The sequence below is a fragment of the Methylobacterium sp. E-025 genome, from assembly GCF_022829705.1.
GTDB lineage: Bacteria > Pseudomonadota > Alphaproteobacteria > Rhizobiales > Beijerinckiaceae > Methylobacterium.
Genome location: NZ_JAKSYR010000102.1, coordinates 238400 through 258721, shown reverse-complemented (window position 1 = coordinate 258721; position 20322 = coordinate 238400). Strand labels below are relative to the sequence as shown.

The following is a 20322-nucleotide window of genomic DNA, read 5'->3' as shown; positions in this document are numbered from 1 at the left end:
GCGAGCCCGGGATCCAGAACCGCAGGTCGTGCCTCGGATGGCGCCGTCGGCGGCTCTGGATCCCGGGCTCTGCTGCGCAGCCGCGGGATGACGGAGTGAAGCGGTATCAGAAGCAATCCACTTGGATCGGACGAGATCGGTGAACGCCGTGGCCCCCTCCAAGGGAACGGACATCGCGCGGCGGCGCACCCTCGCTCAGGTCTCCGGATCCGGCCCGACCAGCTTGTGGCCCTCGTGGCGGGCGACCTCGATCGCCGTCTTGCGCTCCTGCAGGGTCCGGGCCTTCTTCGGGCGGCCGAAGGCGATGCGGTTGTCGGCCGCCTTCTCGTCCTTCTCGACCCGCAGGCGTGCCTTGCGGGCCTGGCGCAGGTTGATGATCTCGGCCATCAGGTCGATCTCCCGGGTCTCGGCTTCGGCCTACTCGGCGCTCGGGGCCAGCATGGTCTCGGGCCGCACCACGCGCTCGAACTCGGCCTCCGTCACGTAGCCGAGGCGCAGGGCCTCTTGCTTCAGGGTGGTGCCGTTCTTGTGCGCCGTCTTGGCGATCTCGGCGGCCTTGTCGTAGCCGATCGAGGGCGCGAGCGCGGTCACCAGCATCAGCGAGCGGCTCATCAGGTCGGCGATCTTGTCCTCGTTGGCCTTGATCCCGACGACGCAGTTGTCGGTGAAGCTCACCGCCGCGTCGGCGAGCAGGCGGATCGACTGCAGCACCGCGTTGGCGATCACAGGCTTGAACACGTTGAGCTCGAAGTTGCCCTGGCTGCCGGCGAAGCTCACGGTGGTGCCGTTGCCGATCACCTGCGCGCAGACCATCGTCAGCGCCTCGCACTGGGTCGGGTTGACCTTGCCCGGCATGATCGAGGAGCCCGGCTCGTTCTCCGGCAGCGACAGCTCGCCCAGCCCGGAGCGCGGGCCGGATGCCAGCAGGCGGATGTCCTGCGCGATCTTGAACAGGCCGGCGGCGAGCGCCGAGAGCGCGCCCTGCGTGAACACCAGCGCGTCGTGGGTCGCCAGCGCCTCGAACTTGTTGGCGGCCGAGGTGAAGGGCAGGCCGGTCAGCTCCGCGACCTTGGCGGCGAAGCGCTCGGCGAATTCCGGATGCGCGTTCAACCCGGTGCCGACGGCGGTGCCGCCCTGCGCCAGCGCCAGCACGCCGGGCAGCGTCGCCGCGATGCGCGAGCCGCCGAGCGCGACCTGCGCGGCGTAGCCCGAGAATTCCTGGCCCAGCGAGACCGGGGTCGCGTCCTGCAGGTGGGTGCGGCCGATCTTGACGATCGATTCGAAGGCCTTCGCCTTCGCGTCGAGCGCGGTGTGCAGGTGCGTCAGCGCCGGCATCAGGCGCTCGGTGATCTCGCGCGAGACCGCGATGTGCATCGCCGTCGGGAAGACGTCGTTCGAGGACTGGCCGCGGTTGCAATGGTCGTTGGGGTGGACCGGCGACTTGCCGCCGCGCTTGCCCCCGAGCCGCTCGTTGGCGAGGCTGGCGATCACCTCGTTGGCGTTCATGTTGGACTGGGTGCCCGATCCGGTCTGCCACACCACCAGCGGGAACTCGTCGTCGTGCCGGCCCTCGACCACCTCGGCCGCCGACGCCGCGATCGCCTCGGCCACCTTCGGGTCGAGGCTGCCGAGATCCTGGTTCACCAGGGCGGCCGACTGCTTGACGAGGCCCAGCGCGTGGACGAGCGGCGCCGGCATGTGCTCGGTGCCGATCTTGAAGTTCTGGATCGAGCGCTGGGTCTGCGCCCCCCAATACCGGTGCGCCGGAACCTCGATCGGCCCGAAAGTGTCGGATTCCGTGCGGGTGGCGGTCTCGGGCTGCGGCGACATCGTGGCCTCTACGTTCGGTGCGGTGCGGTGCCTACCTACGACAGGCGGCGGCAAATCGCGAAGGCGCTTTTCCGGCCGTGTCCCGACAAACGCGGCGGCCTGTTCCCCGTCGCGCCAAGCAAGGATGGCGCCCGAATGACGGCGACGATCGCGATCGACACGGATGCGCCGGTGGCGTCCCGCTTCCGGCCGCCGGTGCCGGCGCCGCGCCGCACGGCGATGGGCCTGTTCGAGTTCCTCAAGGCGGCGCGCAAGAACCCGATCACCACCTGGATGGAGGATCACTTCACCGCCCCCGTGGTGGCCGGCGACGGCGCCATGGGCCGCATCACCGTGGTCAGCGACCCGGCACTGATTCGCTACCTCCTCGTCGAGAACGTCGGCAACTACCGCAAGGACGACCTCCAGCGCCGCGTCCTGGCGCCCGGGCTTGGCAACGGCCTGCTCAGCGCCGAGGGCGACGCCTGGAAGCTGCAGCGGCGGACGCTGGCGCCGATCTTCTCGGCGCGCACCGTGCAGGGTTTTTCCGATGCGATGAACGCGTCCGGCGCCAAGCTCGCCCGCCGCCTGGTCCGGCGCGACGGCACGCAGGTCGACGTCGCGCTGGAGATGACCCGCGTGACGCTGGACGTGCTGGAGCGGACGATCTTCACCCAGGGCCTGCCCGGCGATCCCGATGCGCTCGGGCGGGCGATCACCCGCTTCCTCGAGGCCGTCGGGCCGATCGACCCACTCGACGTGTTCGGCGTGCCCGATTTCGTGCCCCGGCTCGGACGCCTGCGGGCGCGGCCGGCGGGGCGCTACTTCGCCGAGGTGGTCGAGGAGCTGATCGCCCGCCGCAAGGCGCTGTTGGCGGCCGGCGGCGCGCCGCAGGACCTGATGACGCTGTTGCTGGCGGCGCAGGACCCCGAGACCGGCAAGGGCCTCACCGACCTCGAGGTTCAGGCCAACATCGTCACCTTCATCGCCGCCGGGCACGAGACCACGGCGAATGCCCTGACCTGGGCGCTGTACTGCTTGGCGAAGGACGACGCCGCCCGCGAGCGCCTCGAGGCCGAGGTCGACGCGGCGGGCGACGGCGACGTCGCGATCGAGGCGCTGCCCTTCGCCAAGGCGGTGATGGAGGAGGCGATGCGCCTGTTCCCGCCGGTGCCGTTCCTCAGCCGCCAGGCGATCCGCGACGATCGCCTCGGCCGCATCAAGGTGCCGCGCGGGTCGATGGTGCTGGTCGCGCCCTACGTGCTGCACCGGCACCGCACCCTATGGGACGATCCGGACGCCTTCGTGCCGGAACGGTTCCTCGGTGCGAACCGCGACGCGATCCCGCGCTTCGCCTACCTGCCGTTCGGGGCGGGCCCGCGCGTCTGCATCGGTCAAAGCTTCTCGCTGCAGGAGGCGGTGATCGTGCTGGCCCACATCGTCCGCGCCGTGCGGTTCCGGATGCCGGCCGACCATCCGCCGATGACGCCGCTGCACCGGGTGACCTTGCGGCCCGAGCACGGCCTGCGCATGGATGCGACCCGCCGCTGAGTCGGGCCGTCCCTATCGTGCGACCGCCCCGACCATCGGCCCGAGCGGGCGGCTGATGTCGCTGCGCTTGAGCGCCGGCGCGTAGAGGCTCGACACGCTGCCGTCGAGGAACAGCGCGTTGCGGCAGCCGAGGTCGTCCCGGAACAGGCGCGCGAAGGCGCCGAAGGTGACGGGATGCTCCGAGATCGCGAACACCGCCACCCGCCCGTCGTCGCGGACGCCGACGCCGTTGCGGATCTTCTGGCTCGGCCCGTCGGCGGAGATCTTGGGGTGGATCTGCCCGTCGATCACCAGCATCGGGCCGGACTGCGTCGCGAAGTCGGGCCTCAGGCGTGCCTTGAGGTAGTGCCCGGTGTCGAGCACGCCGGCGCGCTCGCCCTTCACGTAGAACACGCCGTTCGGCTTGAGGTGGAAGTTGCCCGGCCCGTTGGCGGTCGAGACGCCCTTCATCTCGCGGCCGTCCTCGACGTAGAGGCCGACCGGGGCCTGGCCCTTGTCGTACATGCCGGCGTTCATCGCGAAGCTCAGGCGCGGGCCCTGCTTCTCGGCGAGCGCCGAGAGCGACGAATAGGGCTGCCCGTCGGCGCCGAGCCAGAACAGCCGCACGCGCTGGCGGCGGAGATCGACGGTGCACACGGTGAAGCTGTCGCCCTGCGCCTGGACCGGCCGGCAGGCCTCGGGGACGGCCGTCTCCGCGCGCGTGCCGCCGCTCGAGACGGCCAGGAAGGCGAGAGCCGCCGCTAGGGTCGAACGTAACATCATCGTGAGGCCCCGAAGCAGCCGAGCCATTCGCACGCCTGCGGCGCGTCTCCTCACCTTAGAAAACGACGCTTTTCAAGCAGCCGCGATGGCCGCAGCGAGGAGGCGGTTTCGAATGTCGCAGCCTGAACCGAAATCGGCGCCTGCGCGTTTCTCGGACGATGGGGGTTAAGGTCACGACTCTTCTGGAGATGGTTTGATGAAGCGTCTTCTTCTTGCTTCGACGTTGATGGTCGGAGCGCTCGCTTACCTGCCGGCGTCGGCCGAGGCGCGCGGCTTCGGCGGTGGCTTCCATGGCGGTGGGTTTCACGGCGGTGGCTTCGGCGGGTTCCGCGGCGCCGGCTTCCGGGGCGGGTTCGGCGGCTATCGCGGCGGCTTTGGCGGATATCGGGGCTACGGTTACGGCCGCGGCTACGGGTACGGCCTCGGCGGCCTGGGTCTCGGTGTCGGCCTCGGCCTCGCCGCCGGCGGCCTCTACGGGGGATACGGCGGCTACGGCTACCCGGGTTACGGCTACGGCTATGGCTACGCCCCGGCCGCCTACGGCGGCTATGGTTACGGTTACGGTGGCGAGTGCGTGACCGTTCCCCGGGTCCGCTGGACGCCGTACGGCTATCGCCGCGTGCTGGTCGAGCGCTGCTACTGAGCGGATCGACGACGGAAACGAGAAAGAGGGCTGCCCGCGGGCGGCCCTTTTTTGTTTCGGCTCAGCGCTGGCGGCGCATCTCGTCCCGGCGCATCGGCATCGCGTCGATCGTCGAGAACAGCCGCAGTGCCGGGATCGGCTCCGCCGCCGTGATCTTGGCGCCGCCGTCCTTGCCGACGAGCACCGCGCGGAACGCGTCGGCCGGAAGGCGCAGCTGCCGCCGGATCACCGCGGCGCTTTCCCCATCACCCACCACCTCGACCACCACGAGATCCCGCTCGCCGAACCCGGCACGCGCCGCCTCGACGGCGGCGCGCTGCTCGGCGAGCCGGCGATCGTCGGCATCCGGGGCGGACAGGACGAGCACGCGCGACGCCTGGCGATAGCGCGCCAGCGGGTCCTGCGCCGCGGCGGCCTGGCCGGCGAGGGCGATCGACGCGATGGCGAGGGCGAGGCCGGATCCGACGCGCATGCGGTTGCTCTCGTGTTTGGGGATCGGTTCGATCGGGCAACGCGGAACGCGCGCGACGGTGACATCGGGCCTCGCCGCTGCGACATGATAGGCCGATCGATCCTCGACCCTCACGGAGACCCGGCATGGCCGCCAAGAACCGCCGCATCGTCCTCGCCGCGCGTCCGCACGGCGAGCCGACCTTGCAGAACTTCCGCCTCGAGGAGGCCGTCGTCCCGACGCCGCGCGCCGGCGAGATCCTGCTGCGCACACGCTGGCTCTCGCTCGACCCCTACATGCGCGGCCGGATGAGCGCGGCGAAATCCTACGCGCAGCCGGTCGGCATCGGCGAGCCGATGACCGGCGGGACGGTGAGCGAGGTGATGCGCTCCGAGCACCCGGACTTCCCCGTCGGCACCCTGGTCCAGGCCTTCGGCGGATGGCAGGAGTTCTCGGTGTCCGACGGCAAGGGCCTGCGAAAGGTCGATCCCGCGGTCGCACCGCCGACGACGGCGCTCGGCGTCCTCGGCATGCCCGGCATGACCGCCTATACCGGGCTCCTCAACATCGGCGAGCCGAAGCCCGGCGAGACCGTGGTGGTGGCCGCCGCCGCCGGGCCGGTGGGGTCGCTCGTCGGGCAGATCGCCAAGCTCAAGGGTGCGCGCGCCGTCGGCATCGCGGGCGGCCCCGAGAAGTGCGCCTACCTCACGCGCGAGCTCGGCTTCGACGCCGCGGTCGACCATCGCTCCGACGACCTCCCCGGCGCGCTGGCCGCCGCCTGCCCGAAGGGCATCGACGTCTACTTCGAGAACGTCGGCGGCGCGGTCTTCGAGGCGGTGCTGCCGCTGCTCAACGACTTCGCGCGCATGCCGGTCTGCGGCCTGATCGCCGGCTACAACGCCACCGAGCTACCGCCCGGCCCCGACCGGTCGCCGCTGCTGATGCGCGCGGTGCTGACCAAGCGCCTGCGGATTCAGGGCTTCATCGTCTGGGATTTCGCGAGCCAGATCGACGCCTTCGAGCGGGAGGTCGGCGGCTGGATCGCGGATGGATCGGTGAAGTACCGCGAGGACGTGATCGAGGGCCTGGAGAACGCGCCCGAGGCCTTCATCGGCCTGCTGAAGGGCCGCAACTTCGGCAAGCTCATCGTCCACGTCGCCTGAGCGGGACTTCGCAGCCGGCGCCGCGCGATGCGGCACCGGCTTGCCGCGTAATCGGAACAAAGATAGAACACAGGAGGCCGGCGCCGCGTGTGGGTGATGGGGACAAGCGCCGCTGCGCCGGTTGCCCGGGCTCGTCCCGAGGCTCATGAAGAGCACCCGCGGGTTCGGCCGGACCGAGCCCTGTGAGATCCGACGGCGAAGGAGAGAGCGATGGCGGGCAGCGTCAACAAGGTCATTCTGGTGGGCAATCTCGGGCGCGATCCCGAGACGCGCCGCCTCGGCTCCGGCGATCCGGTGGTCAACCTGCGCCTCGCGACCTCCGAGTCGTGGAAGGACAAGGCGTCGGGCGAGCGCAAGGAGAAGACCGAGTGGCACTCGGTCGTGATCTACAACGAGAACCTCGCCCGCGTGGCCGAGCAGTACCTGCGCAAGGGCTCGAAGGTCTACATCGAGGGCCAGCTCCAGACCCGGAAGTGGACCGACAATTCCGGCGTCGAGAAGTACACCACCGAGGTGGTGCTCCAGCGCTTCCGCGGCGAGATGACGATTCTCGACGGGCGCGGCGGCGGTGGCGAGATGGCGGCCGACGACGAGGGCGGCGGCCAGGTCAGCCGCGGCGGCGGCGGCGGCGAGTATGGCGGCGGCCGTTCCCAGGGCGGCAGCGAGCGGCGTCAGCCCCCGGCGCCCGCGGGCGGTGGCGGCGGTTCGCGCGGCAACTACGACCTCGACGACGACATCCCGTTCTAGGCAGCACCCGCCCGCCGGGCGCCGTCGGCACCTTGCTCCTGATATTGTGAAGGCCCCGGATCACGCATCCGGGGCCTTTTTCGTTCCGGGTTCCAAAGCATCGTCGCTCACGGTTCGAGCAGATCGCGAACGGCGGAAAGTCATTTTTTCCCGGCCGACATGATGCGCCGCTCTCCGCAAGTCTTTATCCCGGCCGATCGCCTTATTGTCCTAGATGAGGGGGCGTTCCGTGCGACCGAGGGTTGTGCTCATGTCGCAATGACGCCGCAGGATGTCATCTAGGGTTGGTAGGGCGATTCAACTTTGGTTTAGATCTTCGGGTGGATAGCGACTGAATAACGTATCTCATCCGCCTCAGGTGTCATGCCTCGCCGCCTCGTCCGCGCATTTCGTCCGTCACCGATCCGCACGTTCGCCGCCGCCGCCGAGGGGGCCGCCGCGGTCGAGTTCGCCCTCGTGTCGTTGCCCTTCCTGGCGCTGGTCGGCGCGATCATCCAGATCGCGTTCGTGATCTGGGCCGGCCAGAACTTCGACCGCACCGTCCAGAACGCGGTGCGCGGCCTGTTCACCGGCCAGTTCCAGATCGCCAACAGCGGGACGACCAGCGCAGCGGTCCTGCTGCAAAAGCTCAACGACGCGATGTGCGGAACCGGCGCCAACCGGGCCTTCACGCTGTTCGACTGCTCGAGCGTGAAGATCGACGTGTCGCTGGCGAGCTCGTTCGCGGCCGGGTCGAGCGCGACGCCGATGAACGCCACCACGAGGACCTGGAACAACGGCTTTGGGACGAGCTACGCCTGCGCGAAGCCGGGATCGATCGTCGTCGTCACCGCGGCCGTCAAGGTGCCGGTGTTCTTCAGCCTGCTCGACCTCGCCCAGATGAGCTTCGCCGATGGGACGCATCTGCTGCAGTCCACGGCCGTGTTCCGCACCGAGCCGTACCAGACCACCGCCTCGACCGGATGCTGAGGGCCGGGATGGTGCGGTGTTCCCCTCTTCATAGCTCAGGCGCGTCCGAGCGGGCCTTCGCTCGGTTCGCACGCGCGTCCGGCGGCGTCTCCGCGATCGAGTTCGCGTTGATCCTGCCCGTGCTGCTCGCGATCTTCGTGGGCCTTTCGGAGTACGCCCACGCGGTCGACAACTGGCGGAAGGTCACGCAGCTCGCCCGGACGGTGTCCGACCTGACTGCGCAGGGCGACGCCCAGAACCCGATCGACGCGTCGCTGATGCGCGACATCCTCGCCACCTCGACCCTGGTGCTGAAGCCGTTCGACGCCAGCGGCGTGAAGATCGTGGTGAGCGCGATGGCGGTCGACCTCACGAACCTCAACCTGATCCCGCGGGTCTGTTCCAGCACCGCCAACGCCAACGCGTCGCCCCGCGCCACGGGCGCCGCCTCCGACCTCACCGTGCCGACCGGATTCCGCACCAACGGGGTCCGCTACGTCCTCACCGAGGTGAGCATGCCCTACACGCCGATGCTCGGCTCGGCGCTGGTCAAGCTCGTCAACGGAGCCACGAGCACGATCACGCTCAAATCCAGCATGCCCTGGCCGGCGCGCGGCGGGCAGCCCGCCAAATCCACCTACACCGAAGTCTGGATGCCGGGAGGCGCAGCATGCCCGTGACCCCGGCCCGCTCGACACCTCGAAGGATCTCGATGCGCCGACATCTCGGCCGCTTCGCGCGGCAGCGCGACGGCAACGTCGTCCTGCTGTTCGGGCTGCTCGCGCTGCCGCTCCTCGGCTTCACCGGCGCCGCGATCGATTACGGCTTCGCCACCTATATGGAGACCAAGCTCCAGGCCGCGACCGACGCCACCGCCCTCGCTCTGTGCCAGACGCCGATGGCGACGACGAACCCGGCTCTCCAGGCCCAGGCCGTCGCAATGATGACGGGCTACATGGGCGCGACCGGCCTCACGGTCGACCCGCTGGCGGTGACGGCGAACCCGCGCCAGATCACCCTGACCACGCACATGGTCTCGCCGGTCTTCTACAGCCGCATCACGGGCGTGACGGCCCCGCGCCCGGGCGGGTCGGCGCGCTGCGCCACCCCGGTGCCCAAGACCTTCGAGATCGCCCTGGTGCTCGACAACACCGGCTCGATGGCGGAATCGAGCGGCGGCCAGAGCAAGCTCCAGGCGGTGCAGACGGCGGCGACGAACTTCGTCGACTACGTGTACACCAACGCCGCCTTCGCCACCGGCACCAAGATCTCGATCGTGCCGTTCGCCGCCGCGGTCGCGGTCGATCCGGCCGCCTACCGCTATGCCACCTGGATCGACCAGAACGGCAAGTCGGCCTATCACTGGACCAACGTGATCGCACCGGCCTCCGCCGGCTTCACCAACCGCTTCGGCCTCTTCACGGCGCTGCAGAGCGCCTACTCGGGCTGGGGCTGGGCCGGGTGCCTGGAAACGCTGCCCTATCCGCTCAACGTCCAGGACGGCGCGCCGACGAGCTCGAACCCAAGCTCGTACTACGTGCCGATGTTCGCGCCCGACGAGCCGGGCGATGGCAGCACGACCTTTGCCGGCTACAACAACAATTCCGCGTTCAGCTTCAACAGCTACATCGACGACTACACCAACGCCAACAGCTGTGCGAGCCAGTCGCAGTCGAGCACCACCTTCGCCGCCGCCGAGGGCCGCGCCTGCAAGTACGTCAACGCCCGCGACGCATCGCCGACCGCGTCGAACAGCTATACCGGCATCCCGAACGGCCCGAATTTCGGCTGCACCACCCGCCCGCTCCAACGGCTGACCAGCAGCACGGCGACGCTGAAGGCGCTGATCAACGCGATGGCGCCGCTCGGATCGACCAACATCCACGAGGGCCTGATGTGGGGCTGGCGGACGCTGTCGCCGAGCAGCGTCTTCGCCGACGGTGCGCCCTACGCGTCGAGCACGGTCAACAAGATCATCATCCTGATGACCGACGGCGCCAACAGCTGGGCGACGAACGGCTACTCGCCGTTCAATCAGTCGATGTATTTCGCCGCCGGCTACTTCCAGAACGTCGACGGTTCGACGCCGAATCCGCGGCTCCCGCCCGGCAACCAGAACGTCACGAACGCGAGCAACGCACGCGCCGCCCTCGACGCGCTGACGGCCCTGGCCTGCAGCAACGCCAAGAGCGCCGGCATCTCGATCTACACGATCGGCTTCAGCGTGCCCTCGGACCCGATCGACAGTGCCGGCCTGAACCTCCTGAGCAACTGCGCGACGACGGCGTCCCAATCGTTCGTCGCCAACGATTCGAACAGCCTCATCTCGGCCTTCAACCAGATCGCGGCCAGCATCGGCACGCTGCGGCTCACCCAGTAGTCACGAGGCGCCCGAGGGCGACAGCGCGTGGATCGGACCGAGCGCGCATTGCTGGATCAGCAGCGCGATCAGGCCCGACCAGCCGGTTTGATGCGAGGCGCCGAGGCCCCGGCCCGTGTCGCCGTGGTAGTACTCGTAGCAGAGCACGTGGTCGCGGAAATGCGGGTCCTCCTGCTCCAGCCTGCTCGTCGCCTGGAACGGGCGCGTCCCGTCCGGCCCGCGGGTCGAGAGCCCGATCATGCGGTTCGCCAGCTCGTCGGCGATCTCCTGCAGCGACAGGAAGGTCCCTGAGCCGGTCGGGGCCTCGACCCGGAAGTCGGGCCCGTAATAGCGGTGGAACCGGCGCAGGCCGTCGATCAGCAGGTAGTTGATCGGCAGCCAGATCGGCCCGCGCCAGTTCGAGTTCCCGCCGAACAGCCGCGTCCGCGACTCGGCCGGCTCGTAGGGCAGGGTCAGGTCGGCCCCGTCCCAGACGAAGTGGAACGGCGTGCGCTCGTAGACCTTGGAGACGCCGCGGATACCGTGCGGCGACAGGAACTCGCCTTCGTCGAGCATCCGCCGCAGCAGCGCCTTGAGGCGATGGCCGCGCAGCAGCGACAGCAGGGCCGTGCCGCCTTCGCCCGGCTCCTGCCAGCGCGAGACCAGGGATGCGAGGTCGGGCCGGTTCTCCAGGAAGAAGCGCAGCCGCTTCTGCAGCCCGGGCAGCTTCACCAGGTCGGTCTCGCGCAGCACGGCGACCGCGCAGATCGGGATCAACCCGACGAGGGTGCGGGCGCGGATCGGGATGCGCTCGCCGCCCGGCGTCTCGATCACGTCGTAGAAGAACTGGTCGGCCTCGTCCCAGAGGCCGCCCCTGCGCGCGGCGGCATCGGCGATCAGCAGGAAATGCTCGAAGAACTTTTCCGCCATGTCCTCGTAGGCGGGATCGCGCAGCGCAAGCTCCACCGCAATCCGCATCAGCTCGAGCGCGTTCATCGCCATCCAGGCGGTCGCGTCCGACTGCGTCAGCGCCCCGCCCGCGATCGGCTTCGAGCGGTCGAACAGGCCGATGTTGTCGAGCCCGAGGAAGCCGCCCTGGAACAGGTTGCGCCCGGATGCGTCCTTGCGGTTCACCCACCAGGTGAAGTTCATCGTCAGCTTGTTGAACACCCGGAGCAGGAAGTCGTGGTCCGGCCGCCCGGTCAGCGCCTGGTCGAGGGAGAACACCCGCCACGCGGCGAAGGCGTGCAGCGGCGGATTGGCATCGGAGAAGTTCCACTCGTAGGCCGGCACCTCGGCATTGGGGTGGCCGTAGGCGTCGTCGAGCAGCAGCAGGATCTGCCCCTTGGCGAAATCGGGGTCGATCGTCGCGAAGACGAGGCTCTGGAGCGCGAGGTCCCAGGAGGCGAACCACGGGTATTCCCAGGCATCCGGCATCGAAATGATGTCGTGCGCCCGCACGTGGCGCCAATCGGCGTTGCGGCCGGCCTTGCGCGCCTCGGGCGGGGCCGGCTGGGCCGGGTCGCCGTCGAGCCACTCGCGCACGTCGTAATGGTAGAGCTGCTTCGACCACAGCATCCCGGCCAGGGCCTGTCGCTGGACCGCCCGGCGGTCGGCATCCGCGATGTCGGCCTGCAACGCGGCGTAGAATGCGTCGGCCTCGGCGATGCGGGCGGAAAACACCGCGTCGATGTCGGCGAAGGCGTCGCCGGACGCCTCCGCGATGCGGAAGCGCAGGCGCACGCTTTGCTCGCCGCCCGGCGCGATGGTCAGCCGGTGCACGCCGGCGCATTTGGTGCCGGACCGGTCAGGATTGACCGCATCCAGCTCCCCGTCGACCACGCGACGGCCGATTCCGTCCTTCGGGTATCCGGATTGCGGCGCGCCGAACAGGCGGTGGGCGTTGGTCTCGTTCTCGCAGAACAGCCATTCCGGTGCCCCGTCGGCATGGAGCCGCATCGCCGGCATGGCATGGTGGACGGCGAGCACGGTGCCGTCGGCGGCGAGCCGCAGGTCGGGGCGCGGGCCGTTCGCCCACGACCACGTGTTGCGCGAGAACAGCTGCGGCAGCAGCGCCAGCGTCGCTTCATCCGGGCCGCGGTTGGTTGCGGTCACCCGCATCAGCACGTCGTCGGGCCCCGCCTTGGCGTACTCGATGGTGACGTCGCAGTAGCGGCCCGCGTCGAACAGGCCGGTATCGATCAGCTCGAACTCGCGGTCGTCGAGGCCGCGGCGCGCGTTCTCCTCGGTCAGGCGAGAATACGGAAACGCGTCGTGCGGGTACTTGTACAGCATCCGCATGTAAGCGTGGGTCGGGACGCCGTCGAGGTAGTAGTACAGCTCCTTGACGTCTTCGCCGTGATTGCCCTCGGCATTGGTCAGGCCGAATAGGCGTTCCTTGAGGATCGGGTCGCGGCCGTTCCATAGGGCGAGCGACAGGCACCAGTTAAGGTCCTTGTCGGCGAAGCCGCCGATGCCGTCCTCGCCCCAGCGATAGGCGCGCGAGCGGGCATGGTCGTGGGGCAGGTAGTCCCAGGCCTCGCCGTCGGCGCTGTAATCCTCCCGCACCGTGCCCCATTGCCGATCGCTGAGATACGGCCCCCACAGGCGCCAGGCGGGGTCGGTCCGCGTCTCGGCGAGGCGCCCTCCCTCGACGGTCTCGAAGATGCGCGGCGGTCGATGGGTGTGGGACACGTCGAGAATCCCTCGCTTCACGTTCGTCGGATCGAGCCGGGCCTGCGGACCGCGCGCAGGTCGGAGCGGTTTCATGAGCGGCGCCGTCCTGCAAGGTTCGCGCCCCGCATCGGAGGGGGGGCTGGTCACGCCGCGTGCGCTGGTTCACACCGCGTCCGGTCGTCCGCGCAGCCTGATGGAGCAACCCGGTTTGGACACGGTATCCCTCGCCCCGCACGCCCAACAAGTCCTCGAGGACGCGACGCTGCCGGAATGGCCGAACCATTATCGTGGCAAGGTGCGCGACAACTACGACCTGCCGGACGGGCGCCGCATCCTGATCAGCAGCGACCGGATCAGCGCCTTCGATCGGGCGCTCGCCGCGATCCCCTTCAAGGGCCAGGTGCTGACGCAGACCGCCCGCTACTGGTTCGAGGCGACCGCCGACCTCTGCCCGAACCACGTCCTCGCCTATCCCGACCCGAACGTGCTCGTCGGGCAACGCCTCGACATCCTGCCGGTGGAGATCGTGGTGCGGGGCTACCTCGCCGGCAGCACTGCGACCTCGATCCTGACGCAGTACAAGGCCGGCGCGCGCACGATGTACGGCCATACCCTGCCGGACGGGATGCGCCCGAACGAGCGGCTGCCGCAGGCGATCATCACCCCGACCACCAAGGCCGCCGACGGTGCCCATGACGCGCCGCTGACCGCCGACGCGATCCTCGACCAGGGCCTGCTTACGCCGGCGCAGTGGCGGACCGTATCGGAGACGGCGCTCGCGCTGTTCGCCCGCGGCCAGGACCTCGCGGCGCGGCGTGGGCTGATCCTCGCCGACACCAAGTACGAGTTCGGCACCGACGCCGACGGCCGTATCGTGCTCGCCGACGAGATCCATACCCCCGACAGCAGCCGCTACTGGTTCGCGAAGACCTATCCCGAGCGCTTCGCCGCCGGCGCGGCCCCGGAGAGCTTCGACAAGGATTTCGTCCGCAACTGGGTGGTGGCGCGCTGCGACCCCTACAACGACCCGATCCCGGAAATCCCGGCCGAGATCGTGCTGGAGACGGCGGCCGTCTACATCAACGCCTACGAGGCAATCACCGGCGCCACGTTCACCCTGCCGGACCCGGCCGAGGTCCCGCTCGACCGCATCCGCCGGAACCTGAAGGCGTATCTGACTTAGGAGGTCGGATCGAACCGGAAGGTCGGGTGCGTTTCCCCTCCCGCAAAGGATGGAGGGAAGACCGCGCCGCCATCACGCCGAGATCACGATCTTCGCGGTCAGCCCGCGGCTGCGAAGCGCGTTGCGGCAATCGACGACGATCCGGGCGCTCCCGCAGATCGCGGGGTAATCGACCGCGTCGTGGTCGGTCACGATCAGCACGGCGTCGAACGACGCCGGCGTCCCGTCCGTCAGCGCGACCGATCTCGCCCCCTGAAGCGTCCTGTATTCCCGTGTCGCGGGAACCGCGGGCACGAACGGGTCGTGGTAGGCGACCCGCGCGCCGCGCGCCTCCAGCATCGACCAGAGCCTGAGCGCCGGGCTCTCGCGGATGTCGGAGATGTTCTTCTTGTAGGCCAGGCCGACGATGAGGATCCGGCTGCCCGACAGGCCGCGTCCGGCGTGGGTGTCGAGGGCGCGGATCAGCTTGTCGAGCACGAAGCCCGGCATCTGCTGGTTGATCTCGCCGGCGAGCTCGATGAACTTCGTCGCGATCCCGAACTCGCGCGCCTTCCACGTCAGGTAGAACGGATCGATCGGGATGCAGTGCCCGCCGAGGCCGGGGCCCGGATAGAACGGGGTGAAGCCGAACGGCTTGGTCTTGGCCGCTTCGATGACCTCCCAGACGTCGATCCCCATTGCGTCGAAGATCACCTTCAGCTCGTTGACCAGGGCGATGTTGACGGCGCGGAAGATGTTCTCGGTGAGCTTCGTCGCCTCCGCCGTCGCGGTAGACGACACCATCACCGTGCGGGCGACGAACGGCGCATAGAGCGCCTCGGCGAGCCGCGCCGCCGCGGGGCCGTCGCCGCCGACGATCTTCGGGATCGTCGCGGTGCTGAAGGCACGGTTGCCGGGATCCTCGCGCTCGGGCGAGAAGGCGAGGAAGAAGTCCGATCCGCTGCGATAGCCGGTGAGCGCCTCGAGCAGCGGTCGCACGACCTGATCGGTCGTTCCCGGCCAGGTGGTGGATTCGAGCACGACCAGCTGCCCCGGCCGCAAGCGCTTCGCGATCTCCTGCGTGGTCGTGCGCACAAACGACAGGTCGGGCTCGCGCTGCCGGGTGAGCGGCGTCGGAACGCAGATCAGGATCGCGTCGACCTGCGCCAGGTTGTCGAAATCGGTCGTGGCGCGGAAGCGGCCGCTTCCCGCCATCGCCGCCACCGCCCGCGCGGGGATGTGCTCGAGATAGGTCTCGCCGCGCATCAGCATCGCCGGCTTGTCGGCGTCGATGTCGAAGCCGACGACGGCGAAGCCGGCCTCCGTCGCCGCGAGGCAGAGCGGCAGGCCGACATAGCCGAGCCCGACGACCCCGATGGTGGCGGCGCAGCGCTCGAAGCGCGCGGCGATCGCGTCGATCGAGACGTGGGGGACGGCGGCTGGGTCTTCGGTCATCGCATGCGTTCCAGCGCCGGGCTCGTCGCAGCGGCCCGGCGATCGTGTCTTACCCGGTCCGCGGCCTCAGGCCAGGGCGTCGGCATCCGCAGGGCGGTTTTCCTGACGTACAGATGGCAATGCCCTTGCCGGTCTTGACCCGTCTTGGCGCCTATGAGTTATGGCCCCCATTCGAGAGTAGAGGCGGCCATGGCAGAAGATCACACCATCACGAAGGCACTTGCGGAAATCAGCCAGCGCCGTGATCTCCTTCAGGCCGAGTACGAGCGGATCGGGACCGAGCTGGCAAAGCTGCAGATGGCCGAGGGGGCGCTGCGGTCGATCGTCGACAACACGCCGCTCGATGCCGCCGTGTCGCTCGGCGACGGCCCGGCCCGAAGGAGCGCCGAGCGCGTCGCGACGCCCGGCCAGACCTCGACGCGCGGCCCGCGCGGTCCCCGGGCGAACTCGGCGAAGGGCCGGCTCCGCGCCCTCCTGGAAAGCGCCGGCCCGCAGGGCCTGTCCACCGCCCAGATCGCGCAGCGCCTGCCCGACGTCGCGCCGGCCACGCTGAACGCCTACCTCAGCACCATGGCCTCGGGCGGCGAGGCGATCCGCCGGGGCGACTTCATCAGCATCGCCAAGGCGACGTCCGCCGACGCGGATGCGGAGGCCGATGCGGAACTCGAGAACGAGGACGCGTCCGAGGACGAGGCGGCTTCGGAGACCGACGAAGCGACCGCCGAGAACTGAGAACGCGCAGCCCGCGATCGTGCCGGTCGCCGGCCGACGCACCGGCGGGTGACGGTCGCCGCGGTCGGCCGATCCGCGCTTCGTCGCGCAGGCCGCCCTGTCCCGGCCGGCGAAGGTCGCCGTCGCGATCAGGCCCCGCCCTCCGACGGAGCGTCCGGGCTCTGCCGGTTCGCGGCGCCCGCCGCCGGCAGGGCGATCGCCACGCGCAGGCCGGGCGCGTTGTCCTCCAGCGTCAGGCGCCCCTGATGCAGGCGCACGACGGCGGCGACGAGGCTCAGGCCCAGGCCGAAGCCCGGTGCCGATCGGGCGTCCTCCAGGCGCACGAAGCGGTCGAGGACGCGCCCGCGCTCGGCTTCCGGGATGCCCGGGCCGCGATCGGCCACCGTGACGACGATCTCCGCACCGATCCGCGACGCCGCCATCACGATCCCGCCCGGCGACCCGCCGCGGGCCTCGGCGCCGTACTTGATCGCGTTGTCCAGGAGGTTGGCGAGCGCCTGTCCCGCCAGCTCGCGGTTGCCGTCGACGATCAGGCCGTCCGGCGCCGACACGTCGAGGCGCTGGCCGCGCTCCTCGGCCAGCGCCTCGTAGAGCTCGCCGATCGCCCGCACGGACGGTCCGAGATCGAACGGCGCCATCATCTCGCGGGCGTTGCCCGCCTCGAGCCGCGCGATCATCAGGAGCGCGTTGAACACCCGGATCAGGCCGTCGCTGTCCTCGATCACCCCGTCCAGCGCCGCGCGCAGGGCGTCCGGCGAGCGCTCGCCGCGAAGCGCCTCGTCGGCGCGGTTGCGCAGGCGCGTCAGCGGTGTCTTCAAGTCGTGGGCGATGTTGTCGGAGACCTCCCGCAGGCCGCGCATCAGCTCGCCGATCCGCTCCAGCATCAGGTTCAGATTCTGGGCGAGGCGATCGAGCTCGTCGCCGTTGCCCGCGACCGGCAGGCGGCGGCCGAGATCGCCCGCCATGATGGTGCCGGCGGTCTCGGTCATCGCGTCGACCCGCTTGAGGACCCGGCCGGCGACCACCCAGCCGCCGATCACGCCGAGCAGCACCACGACCGCGAGCGAGGTGCCGAAGGTGCTGGCGATCACCCCGCGCAGGCGGTCGCGCTCCTCGACGTCGCGGCCGACGAGCAGCCGGAAGCCGCCGGGCAGCGTGAAGATGCGCACGATCGCGCGATGGGTCTCGCGCCCTTGCGTCTCGCGGCTGCGGCCGTAGACGGTCTCCGCTTGTCCCGGCGTCGCCAGCACGCTCGCGGGCAGGTCGCCGACGTTGCCGACCACGTGGTCGCCGTTGGCCGTGGTCACGAGGTAGAGCGAGGCGCCGGGCTCGGCCGCCCTTCGCTCGACCGCGGAGATCAGCCGGCGCAGACCGCCGCCGTTGTACTGCTCGGCGAGCCCGTTGATCTCGGCGTCTATCGTCGAGACGATCTGGTCGTCGAGGACGCGACGGGCGCTCCAGGCGATGGTGCCGAGCGCCACCCCGGCGCAGGCCGCGAACACGACGAGGTACGCGATCGACAGCTTGAACGCCGTCGTCCGGAACAGCTTCTGGATGCGGACGAAGGCGCTGTCCGGGGTCGGGACGTGCGGCGTCACGGGACGAGGATGCCGGCGATCGCGCGGGCTCGATCCGTCCTCGCGGGCATCATGATGGCGGTCGCGCCTCGTCGGCGCGCAGGATGTAGCCGGCGCCGCGGATGGTGTGGATCATCGGCGTGCCGAAACCCTTGTCGAGCTTGGCCCTGAGGCGCGAGACGTGCACGTCGATGACGTTGGTCTGCGGGTCGAAGTGATAGTCCCAGACGTGCTCCAGGAGCATGGTCCGGGTCACGACCTGGCCGGCATGGCGCATCAGGTACTCCAGCAGCCGGAACTCGCGCGGCTGTAGGGCGACGTCCTGGCCCGCCCGCGTCACCCGGTGGGAGAGCCGGTCGAGCTCGAGGTCGCCGACGCGGTAGGCGGTCGCCTCGGCGCTCGCGGCCGACGAGCCGCCGCGCCGTGCCAACACCTCGACGCGGGCGAGCAGCTCCGAGAAGGCGTAGGGCTTCGGCAGGTAGTCGTCGCCGCCGGCGCGCAGGCCCTTCACCCGGTCGTCCACCTGCCCCAGCGCCGACAGGATCAGCACCGGCGTCGTCACCCTCTGCTCGCGCAGGGAGCGGATCAGCGAAAGCCCGTCGAGCTTCGGCAGCATCCGGTCGACGATCAGCACGTCGTAGGCGCCGTCGCAGGCGAGGCCGTAGCCGTCGAGGCCGTCGGTCGCGTGGTCGGCGAGGTGCCCGGCCTCCCGGAACGCCTTGACGAGGTAGGAGACCGCCTCGCGATCGTCCTCGATGATCAGGAGCCGCATGGGTTCGGTCCATAGCGCGGACCGGGACGGGGCGGAATGGGCTTGGACGGTCACGGTCGGGCTGCCCTCCATCATTCGGTCGTCCGCATCCTGCACCCGCCCGGATGACCGGGAGATCGCGGGAAGATGACCGTTCGGACAGGTTCGCCCGCCACGCGTTGCAGCCATGCCGGGAATGGCGGGATCGGATCGCAACCATGCGGCTTGTCCTGCCGCGCACGCCGTCGCCACGCCGACGATCCACCCACTGACCCGGGCCGGGCGACGGCGCACGACCCATCGCATCCACGGACAGGCCGCATGAACGACATCTCACGCCGTACCCTGATCGCCGCCGGCACCGCGCTCGCCGCCGGCGGCGCCCTCGCCGCCGAAGGGCCGATGCCCGAGCGCGCCGGCAAGGGGGCGGACATCCTCGGGCCGCGCAACCCTGCCCGCGAGGCCGAGGATCCCTACACCGTCGCGCCGCCCGCCACCGACCACGGCACGATGCCGAACCTGAAATGGTCGTTCGCCGACAGCCACATGCGCCTGGAGGAGGGCGGCTGGGCCCGGCAGACCACGGTGCGCGAGCTGCCGATCTCGAAGGCGATGGCGGGCGTGAACATGCGCCTGAAGGCCAACGCGGTGCGCGAGATGCATTGGCACAAGGAGGCCGAGTGGTCCTACATGATCAAGGGCCGTGCCCGGATCACCGCCATCGATCCGGACGGGCGGACCTTCGCGGACGACGTCGGCGAGGGCGACCTGTGGTACTTCCCCTCCGGAATCCCGCACTCGATCCAGGCGCTGGAATCCGACGTCGACGGCTGCGAGTTCCTGCTGGTGTTCGACGATGGCGGCTTCTCGGAAGACTCGACCTTCCTGATCACCGACTGGCTGGCGCACACCCCGAAGGAGGTGCTCGCCAAGAACTTCGGCCTGCCGGAAAGCGCCTTCGCGAACATCCCCGAGCGCGAGCTCTACATCTTCCCCGGCCCGAAGCCCGGCCCGCTGGCGGGCGACCGGATGGGGGGCGCCGGGCCGATCCCGAAGTCGTTCAGCCACCGGATGCTGGCGCAGGAGCCGATCCGCACGAAGGGCGGAACGGTGCGGATCACCGATTCGACCAACTTCCCGGCCTCGGAGACGATCGCCGCGGCGCTGGTCGAGCTCGAACCCGGCGCGATGCGGGAGCTGCACTGGCACCCGAACGGCGACGAGTGGCAGTACTACCTCTCCGGCAAGGGGCGGATGACGGTGTTCGGCTCGGAGTCGAAGGCGCGGACCTTCGACTACCAGGGCGGCGACGTCGGCTACGTGCCGTTCGCCATGGGCCACTACATCGAGAACACCGGCGACACGCCGCTGACCTTCCTCGAGATGTTCAAGAGCCCGCGCTACGCCGACCTGTCCCTGCGCCAGTGGATGGCGCTGACGCCGCACGCGCTCGTCCAGGCCCACACCAAGCTCGATCCGAAGCTGATCGACGGGCTGTCGGCGAAGAAGGACCCCGTGGTGCCGCTCTGAGGCGGC

At 69.9% G+C, this 20322-nt stretch carries 18 protein-coding genes; 10 read left to right on the top strand and 8 right to left on the bottom strand.

Annotated features, from left to right (window positions below; genetic code table 11):
* Nucleotides 1-195 precede the first annotated feature (195 nt).
* The gene (locus MKK64_RS13445; RefSeq protein WP_147727338.1) at nucleotides 196-387 is read right to left on the bottom strand and encodes a DUF4169 family protein; all 192 of its coding nucleotides are present in this window, start codon (nucleotides 385-387) and stop codon (nucleotides 196-198) included.
* Between the two features lie 30 nt (nucleotides 388-417).
* Complete coding sequence (gene fumC / locus MKK64_RS13440; RefSeq protein ID WP_243935437.1) at nucleotides 418-1830, bottom strand: class II fumarate hydratase; 1413 nt, start codon at nucleotides 1828-1830, stop codon at nucleotides 418-420.
* A 135-nt stretch (nucleotides 1831-1965) separates the two neighbouring features.
* On the opposite strand from fumC, the gene MKK64_RS13435 reads away from it, so the two are divergent.
* Nucleotides 1966-3360 carry a cytochrome P450 gene (locus MKK64_RS13435; protein ID WP_243935435.1) on the top strand — a complete coding sequence of 465 codons (1395 nt, stop codon included), beginning with the start codon at nucleotides 1966-1968 and terminating at the stop codon, nucleotides 3358-3360.
* Between the two features lie 12 nt (nucleotides 3361-3372).
* Here the strand turns inward: MKK64_RS13435 and MKK64_RS13430 are convergent, their stop codons facing one another.
* Nucleotides 3373-4122, bottom strand: a complete 750-nt coding sequence (locus tag MKK64_RS13430; protein ID WP_409567339.1) for a phosphodiester glycosidase family protein — start codon at nucleotides 4120-4122, stop codon at nucleotides 3373-3375.
* Between the two features lie 196 nt (nucleotides 4123-4318).
* On the opposite strand from MKK64_RS13430, the gene MKK64_RS13425 reads away from it, so the two are divergent.
* Nucleotides 4319-4765 carry a hypothetical protein gene (locus MKK64_RS13425; protein ID WP_243935433.1) on the top strand — a complete coding sequence of 149 codons (447 nt, stop codon included), beginning with the start codon at nucleotides 4319-4321 and terminating at the stop codon, nucleotides 4763-4765.
* Between the two features lie 61 nt (nucleotides 4766-4826).
* Here the strand turns inward: MKK64_RS13425 and MKK64_RS13420 are convergent, their stop codons facing one another.
* Nucleotides 4827-5237, bottom strand: coding sequence for a DUF4174 domain-containing protein (locus MKK64_RS13420; RefSeq protein ID WP_243935431.1), 411 nt, complete (start codon nucleotides 5235-5237; stop codon nucleotides 4827-4829).
* 125 nt (nucleotides 5238-5362) lie between these two features.
* Here MKK64_RS13420 and MKK64_RS13415 point away from each other — a divergent pair, with 125 nt between their 5' ends.
* The 5 genes from MKK64_RS13415 to MKK64_RS13395 all read left to right on the top strand — a co-directional run bounded on the left by MKK64_RS13415 (nucleotide 5363) and on the right by MKK64_RS13395 (nucleotide 10454).
* Entirely contained in the window at nucleotides 5363-6379 is a 1017-nt protein-coding gene (locus tag MKK64_RS13415; RefSeq protein WP_243935429.1) for an NADP-dependent oxidoreductase, read from the top strand.
* Nucleotides 6380-6589: 210 nt separating this feature from the next.
* The gene (gene ssb, locus MKK64_RS13410) at nucleotides 6590-7126 is read left to right on the top strand and encodes a single-stranded DNA-binding protein (RefSeq protein WP_243934693.1); all 537 of its coding nucleotides are present in this window, start codon (nucleotides 6590-6592) and stop codon (nucleotides 7124-7126) included.
* 363 nt (nucleotides 7127-7489) lie between these two features.
* Nucleotides 7490-8095 (top strand): TadE/TadG family type IV pilus assembly protein, encoded by a 606-nt coding sequence (locus MKK64_RS13405; RefSeq protein ID WP_147727330.1) that lies wholly within the window; start codon nucleotides 7490-7492, stop codon nucleotides 8093-8095.
* Complete coding sequence (locus tag MKK64_RS13400) at nucleotides 8089-8754, top strand: TadE/TadG family type IV pilus assembly protein (RefSeq protein WP_409567338.1); 666 nt, start codon at nucleotides 8089-8091, stop codon at nucleotides 8752-8754. The genes MKK64_RS13405 and MKK64_RS13400 overlap by 7 nt, the downstream gene beginning before the upstream one ends.
* Before the next feature lie 32 nt (nucleotides 8755-8786).
* Nucleotides 8787-10454: a vWA domain-containing protein gene (locus MKK64_RS13395; protein ID WP_243935425.1), complete on the top strand. Its 1668-nt coding sequence runs from the start codon at nucleotides 8787-8789 to the stop codon at nucleotides 10452-10454.
* On the opposite strand, the gene MKK64_RS13390 is transcribed toward MKK64_RS13395, so the two are convergent.
* Nucleotides 10455-13127, bottom strand: a complete 2673-nt coding sequence (locus MKK64_RS13390; protein WP_243935424.1) for an MGH1-like glycoside hydrolase domain-containing protein — start codon at nucleotides 13125-13127, stop codon at nucleotides 10455-10457. It lies immediately after the preceding gene.
* A gap of 175 nt (nucleotides 13128-13302) precedes the next feature.
* On the opposite strand from MKK64_RS13390, the gene MKK64_RS13385 reads away from it, so the two are divergent.
* On the top strand, nucleotides 13303-14292 hold the full coding sequence (locus MKK64_RS13385) for a phosphoribosylaminoimidazolesuccinocarboxamide synthase (RefSeq protein WP_243935589.1): 990 nt from the start codon (nucleotides 13303-13305) through the stop codon (nucleotides 14290-14292).
* A gap of 72 nt (nucleotides 14293-14364) precedes the next feature.
* On the opposite strand, the gene MKK64_RS13380 is transcribed toward MKK64_RS13385, so the two are convergent.
* Nucleotides 14365-15726, bottom strand: coding sequence for a nucleotide sugar dehydrogenase (locus MKK64_RS13380; protein ID WP_243935423.1), 1362 nt, complete (start codon nucleotides 15724-15726; stop codon nucleotides 14365-14367).
* Between the two features lie 189 nt (nucleotides 15727-15915).
* Between MKK64_RS13380 and MKK64_RS13375 the strand changes: the two genes are divergently transcribed.
* The gene (locus MKK64_RS13375; RefSeq protein WP_243935422.1) at nucleotides 15916-16458 is read left to right on the top strand and encodes a hypothetical protein; all 543 of its coding nucleotides are present in this window, start codon (nucleotides 15916-15918) and stop codon (nucleotides 16456-16458) included.
* A 128-nt stretch (nucleotides 16459-16586) separates the two neighbouring features.
* On the opposite strand, the gene MKK64_RS13370 is transcribed toward MKK64_RS13375, so the two are convergent.
* Both MKK64_RS13370 and MKK64_RS13365 read right to left on the bottom strand, forming a co-directional pair.
* Nucleotides 16587-18056 carry a sensor histidine kinase gene (locus MKK64_RS13370; RefSeq protein ID WP_243935420.1) on the bottom strand — a complete coding sequence of 490 codons (1470 nt, stop codon included), beginning with the start codon at nucleotides 18054-18056 and terminating at the stop codon, nucleotides 16587-16589.
* A 49-nt stretch (nucleotides 18057-18105) separates the two neighbouring features.
* Nucleotides 18106-18807, bottom strand: coding sequence for a response regulator transcription factor (locus tag MKK64_RS13365; RefSeq protein WP_243935262.1), 702 nt, complete (start codon nucleotides 18805-18807; stop codon nucleotides 18106-18108).
* Nucleotides 18808-19107: 300 nt separating this feature from the next.
* Here MKK64_RS13365 and MKK64_RS13360 point away from each other — a divergent pair, with 300 nt between their 5' ends.
* Entirely contained in the window at nucleotides 19108-20316 is a 1209-nt protein-coding gene (locus MKK64_RS13360) for an oxalate decarboxylase family bicupin (RefSeq protein WP_279593161.1), read from the top strand.
* Nucleotides 20317-20322 lie beyond the last annotated feature (6 nt).

Coding starts and splice junctions, on each gene's coding strand:
- MKK64_RS13445 (WP_147727338.1), bottom strand. CDS start 387: ATGGCCGAGATCATCAACCTGCGCCAGGCCCGCAAGGCACGCCTGCGG.
- fumC (WP_243935437.1), bottom strand. CDS start 1,830: ATGTCGCCGCAGCCCGAGACCGCCACCCGCACGGAATCCGACACTTTC.
- MKK64_RS13435 (WP_243935435.1), top strand. CDS start 1,966: ATGACGGCGACGATCGCGATCGACACGGATGCGCCGGTGGCGTCCCGC.
- MKK64_RS13430 (WP_409567339.1), bottom strand. CDS start 4,122: ATGATGTTACGTTCGACCCTAGCGGCGGCTCTCGCCTTCCTGGCCGTC.
- MKK64_RS13425 (WP_243935433.1), top strand. CDS start 4,319: ATGAAGCGTCTTCTTCTTGCTTCGACGTTGATGGTCGGAGCGCTCGCT.
- MKK64_RS13420 (WP_243935431.1), bottom strand. CDS start 5,237: ATGCGCGTCGGATCCGGCCTCGCCCTCGCCATCGCGTCGATCGCCCTC.
- MKK64_RS13415 (WP_243935429.1), top strand. CDS start 5,363: ATGGCCGCCAAGAACCGCCGCATCGTCCTCGCCGCGCGTCCGCACGGC.
- ssb (WP_243934693.1), top strand. CDS start 6,590: ATGGCGGGCAGCGTCAACAAGGTCATTCTGGTGGGCAATCTCGGGCGC.
- MKK64_RS13405 (WP_147727330.1), top strand. CDS start 7,490: ATGCCTCGCCGCCTCGTCCGCGCATTTCGTCCGTCACCGATCCGCACG.
- MKK64_RS13400 (WP_409567338.1), top strand. CDS start 8,089: ATGCTGAGGGCCGGGATGGTGCGGTGTTCCCCTCTTCATAGCTCAGGC.
- MKK64_RS13395 (WP_243935425.1), top strand. CDS start 8,787: ATGCGCCGACATCTCGGCCGCTTCGCGCGGCAGCGCGACGGCAACGTC.
- MKK64_RS13385 (WP_243935589.1), top strand. CDS start 13,303: ATGGAGCAACCCGGTTTGGACACGGTATCCCTCGCCCCGCACGCCCAA.
- MKK64_RS13380 (WP_243935423.1), bottom strand. CDS start 15,726: ATGACCGAAGACCCAGCCGCCGTCCCCCACGTCTCGATCGACGCGATC.
- MKK64_RS13375 (WP_243935422.1), top strand. CDS start 15,916: ATGGCAGAAGATCACACCATCACGAAGGCACTTGCGGAAATCAGCCAG.
- MKK64_RS13365 (WP_243935262.1), bottom strand. CDS start 18,807: ATGCGGCTCCTGATCATCGAGGACGATCGCGAGGCGGTCTCCTACCTC.
- MKK64_RS13360 (WP_279593161.1), top strand. CDS start 19,108: ATGAACGACATCTCACGCCGTACCCTGATCGCCGCCGGCACCGCGCTC.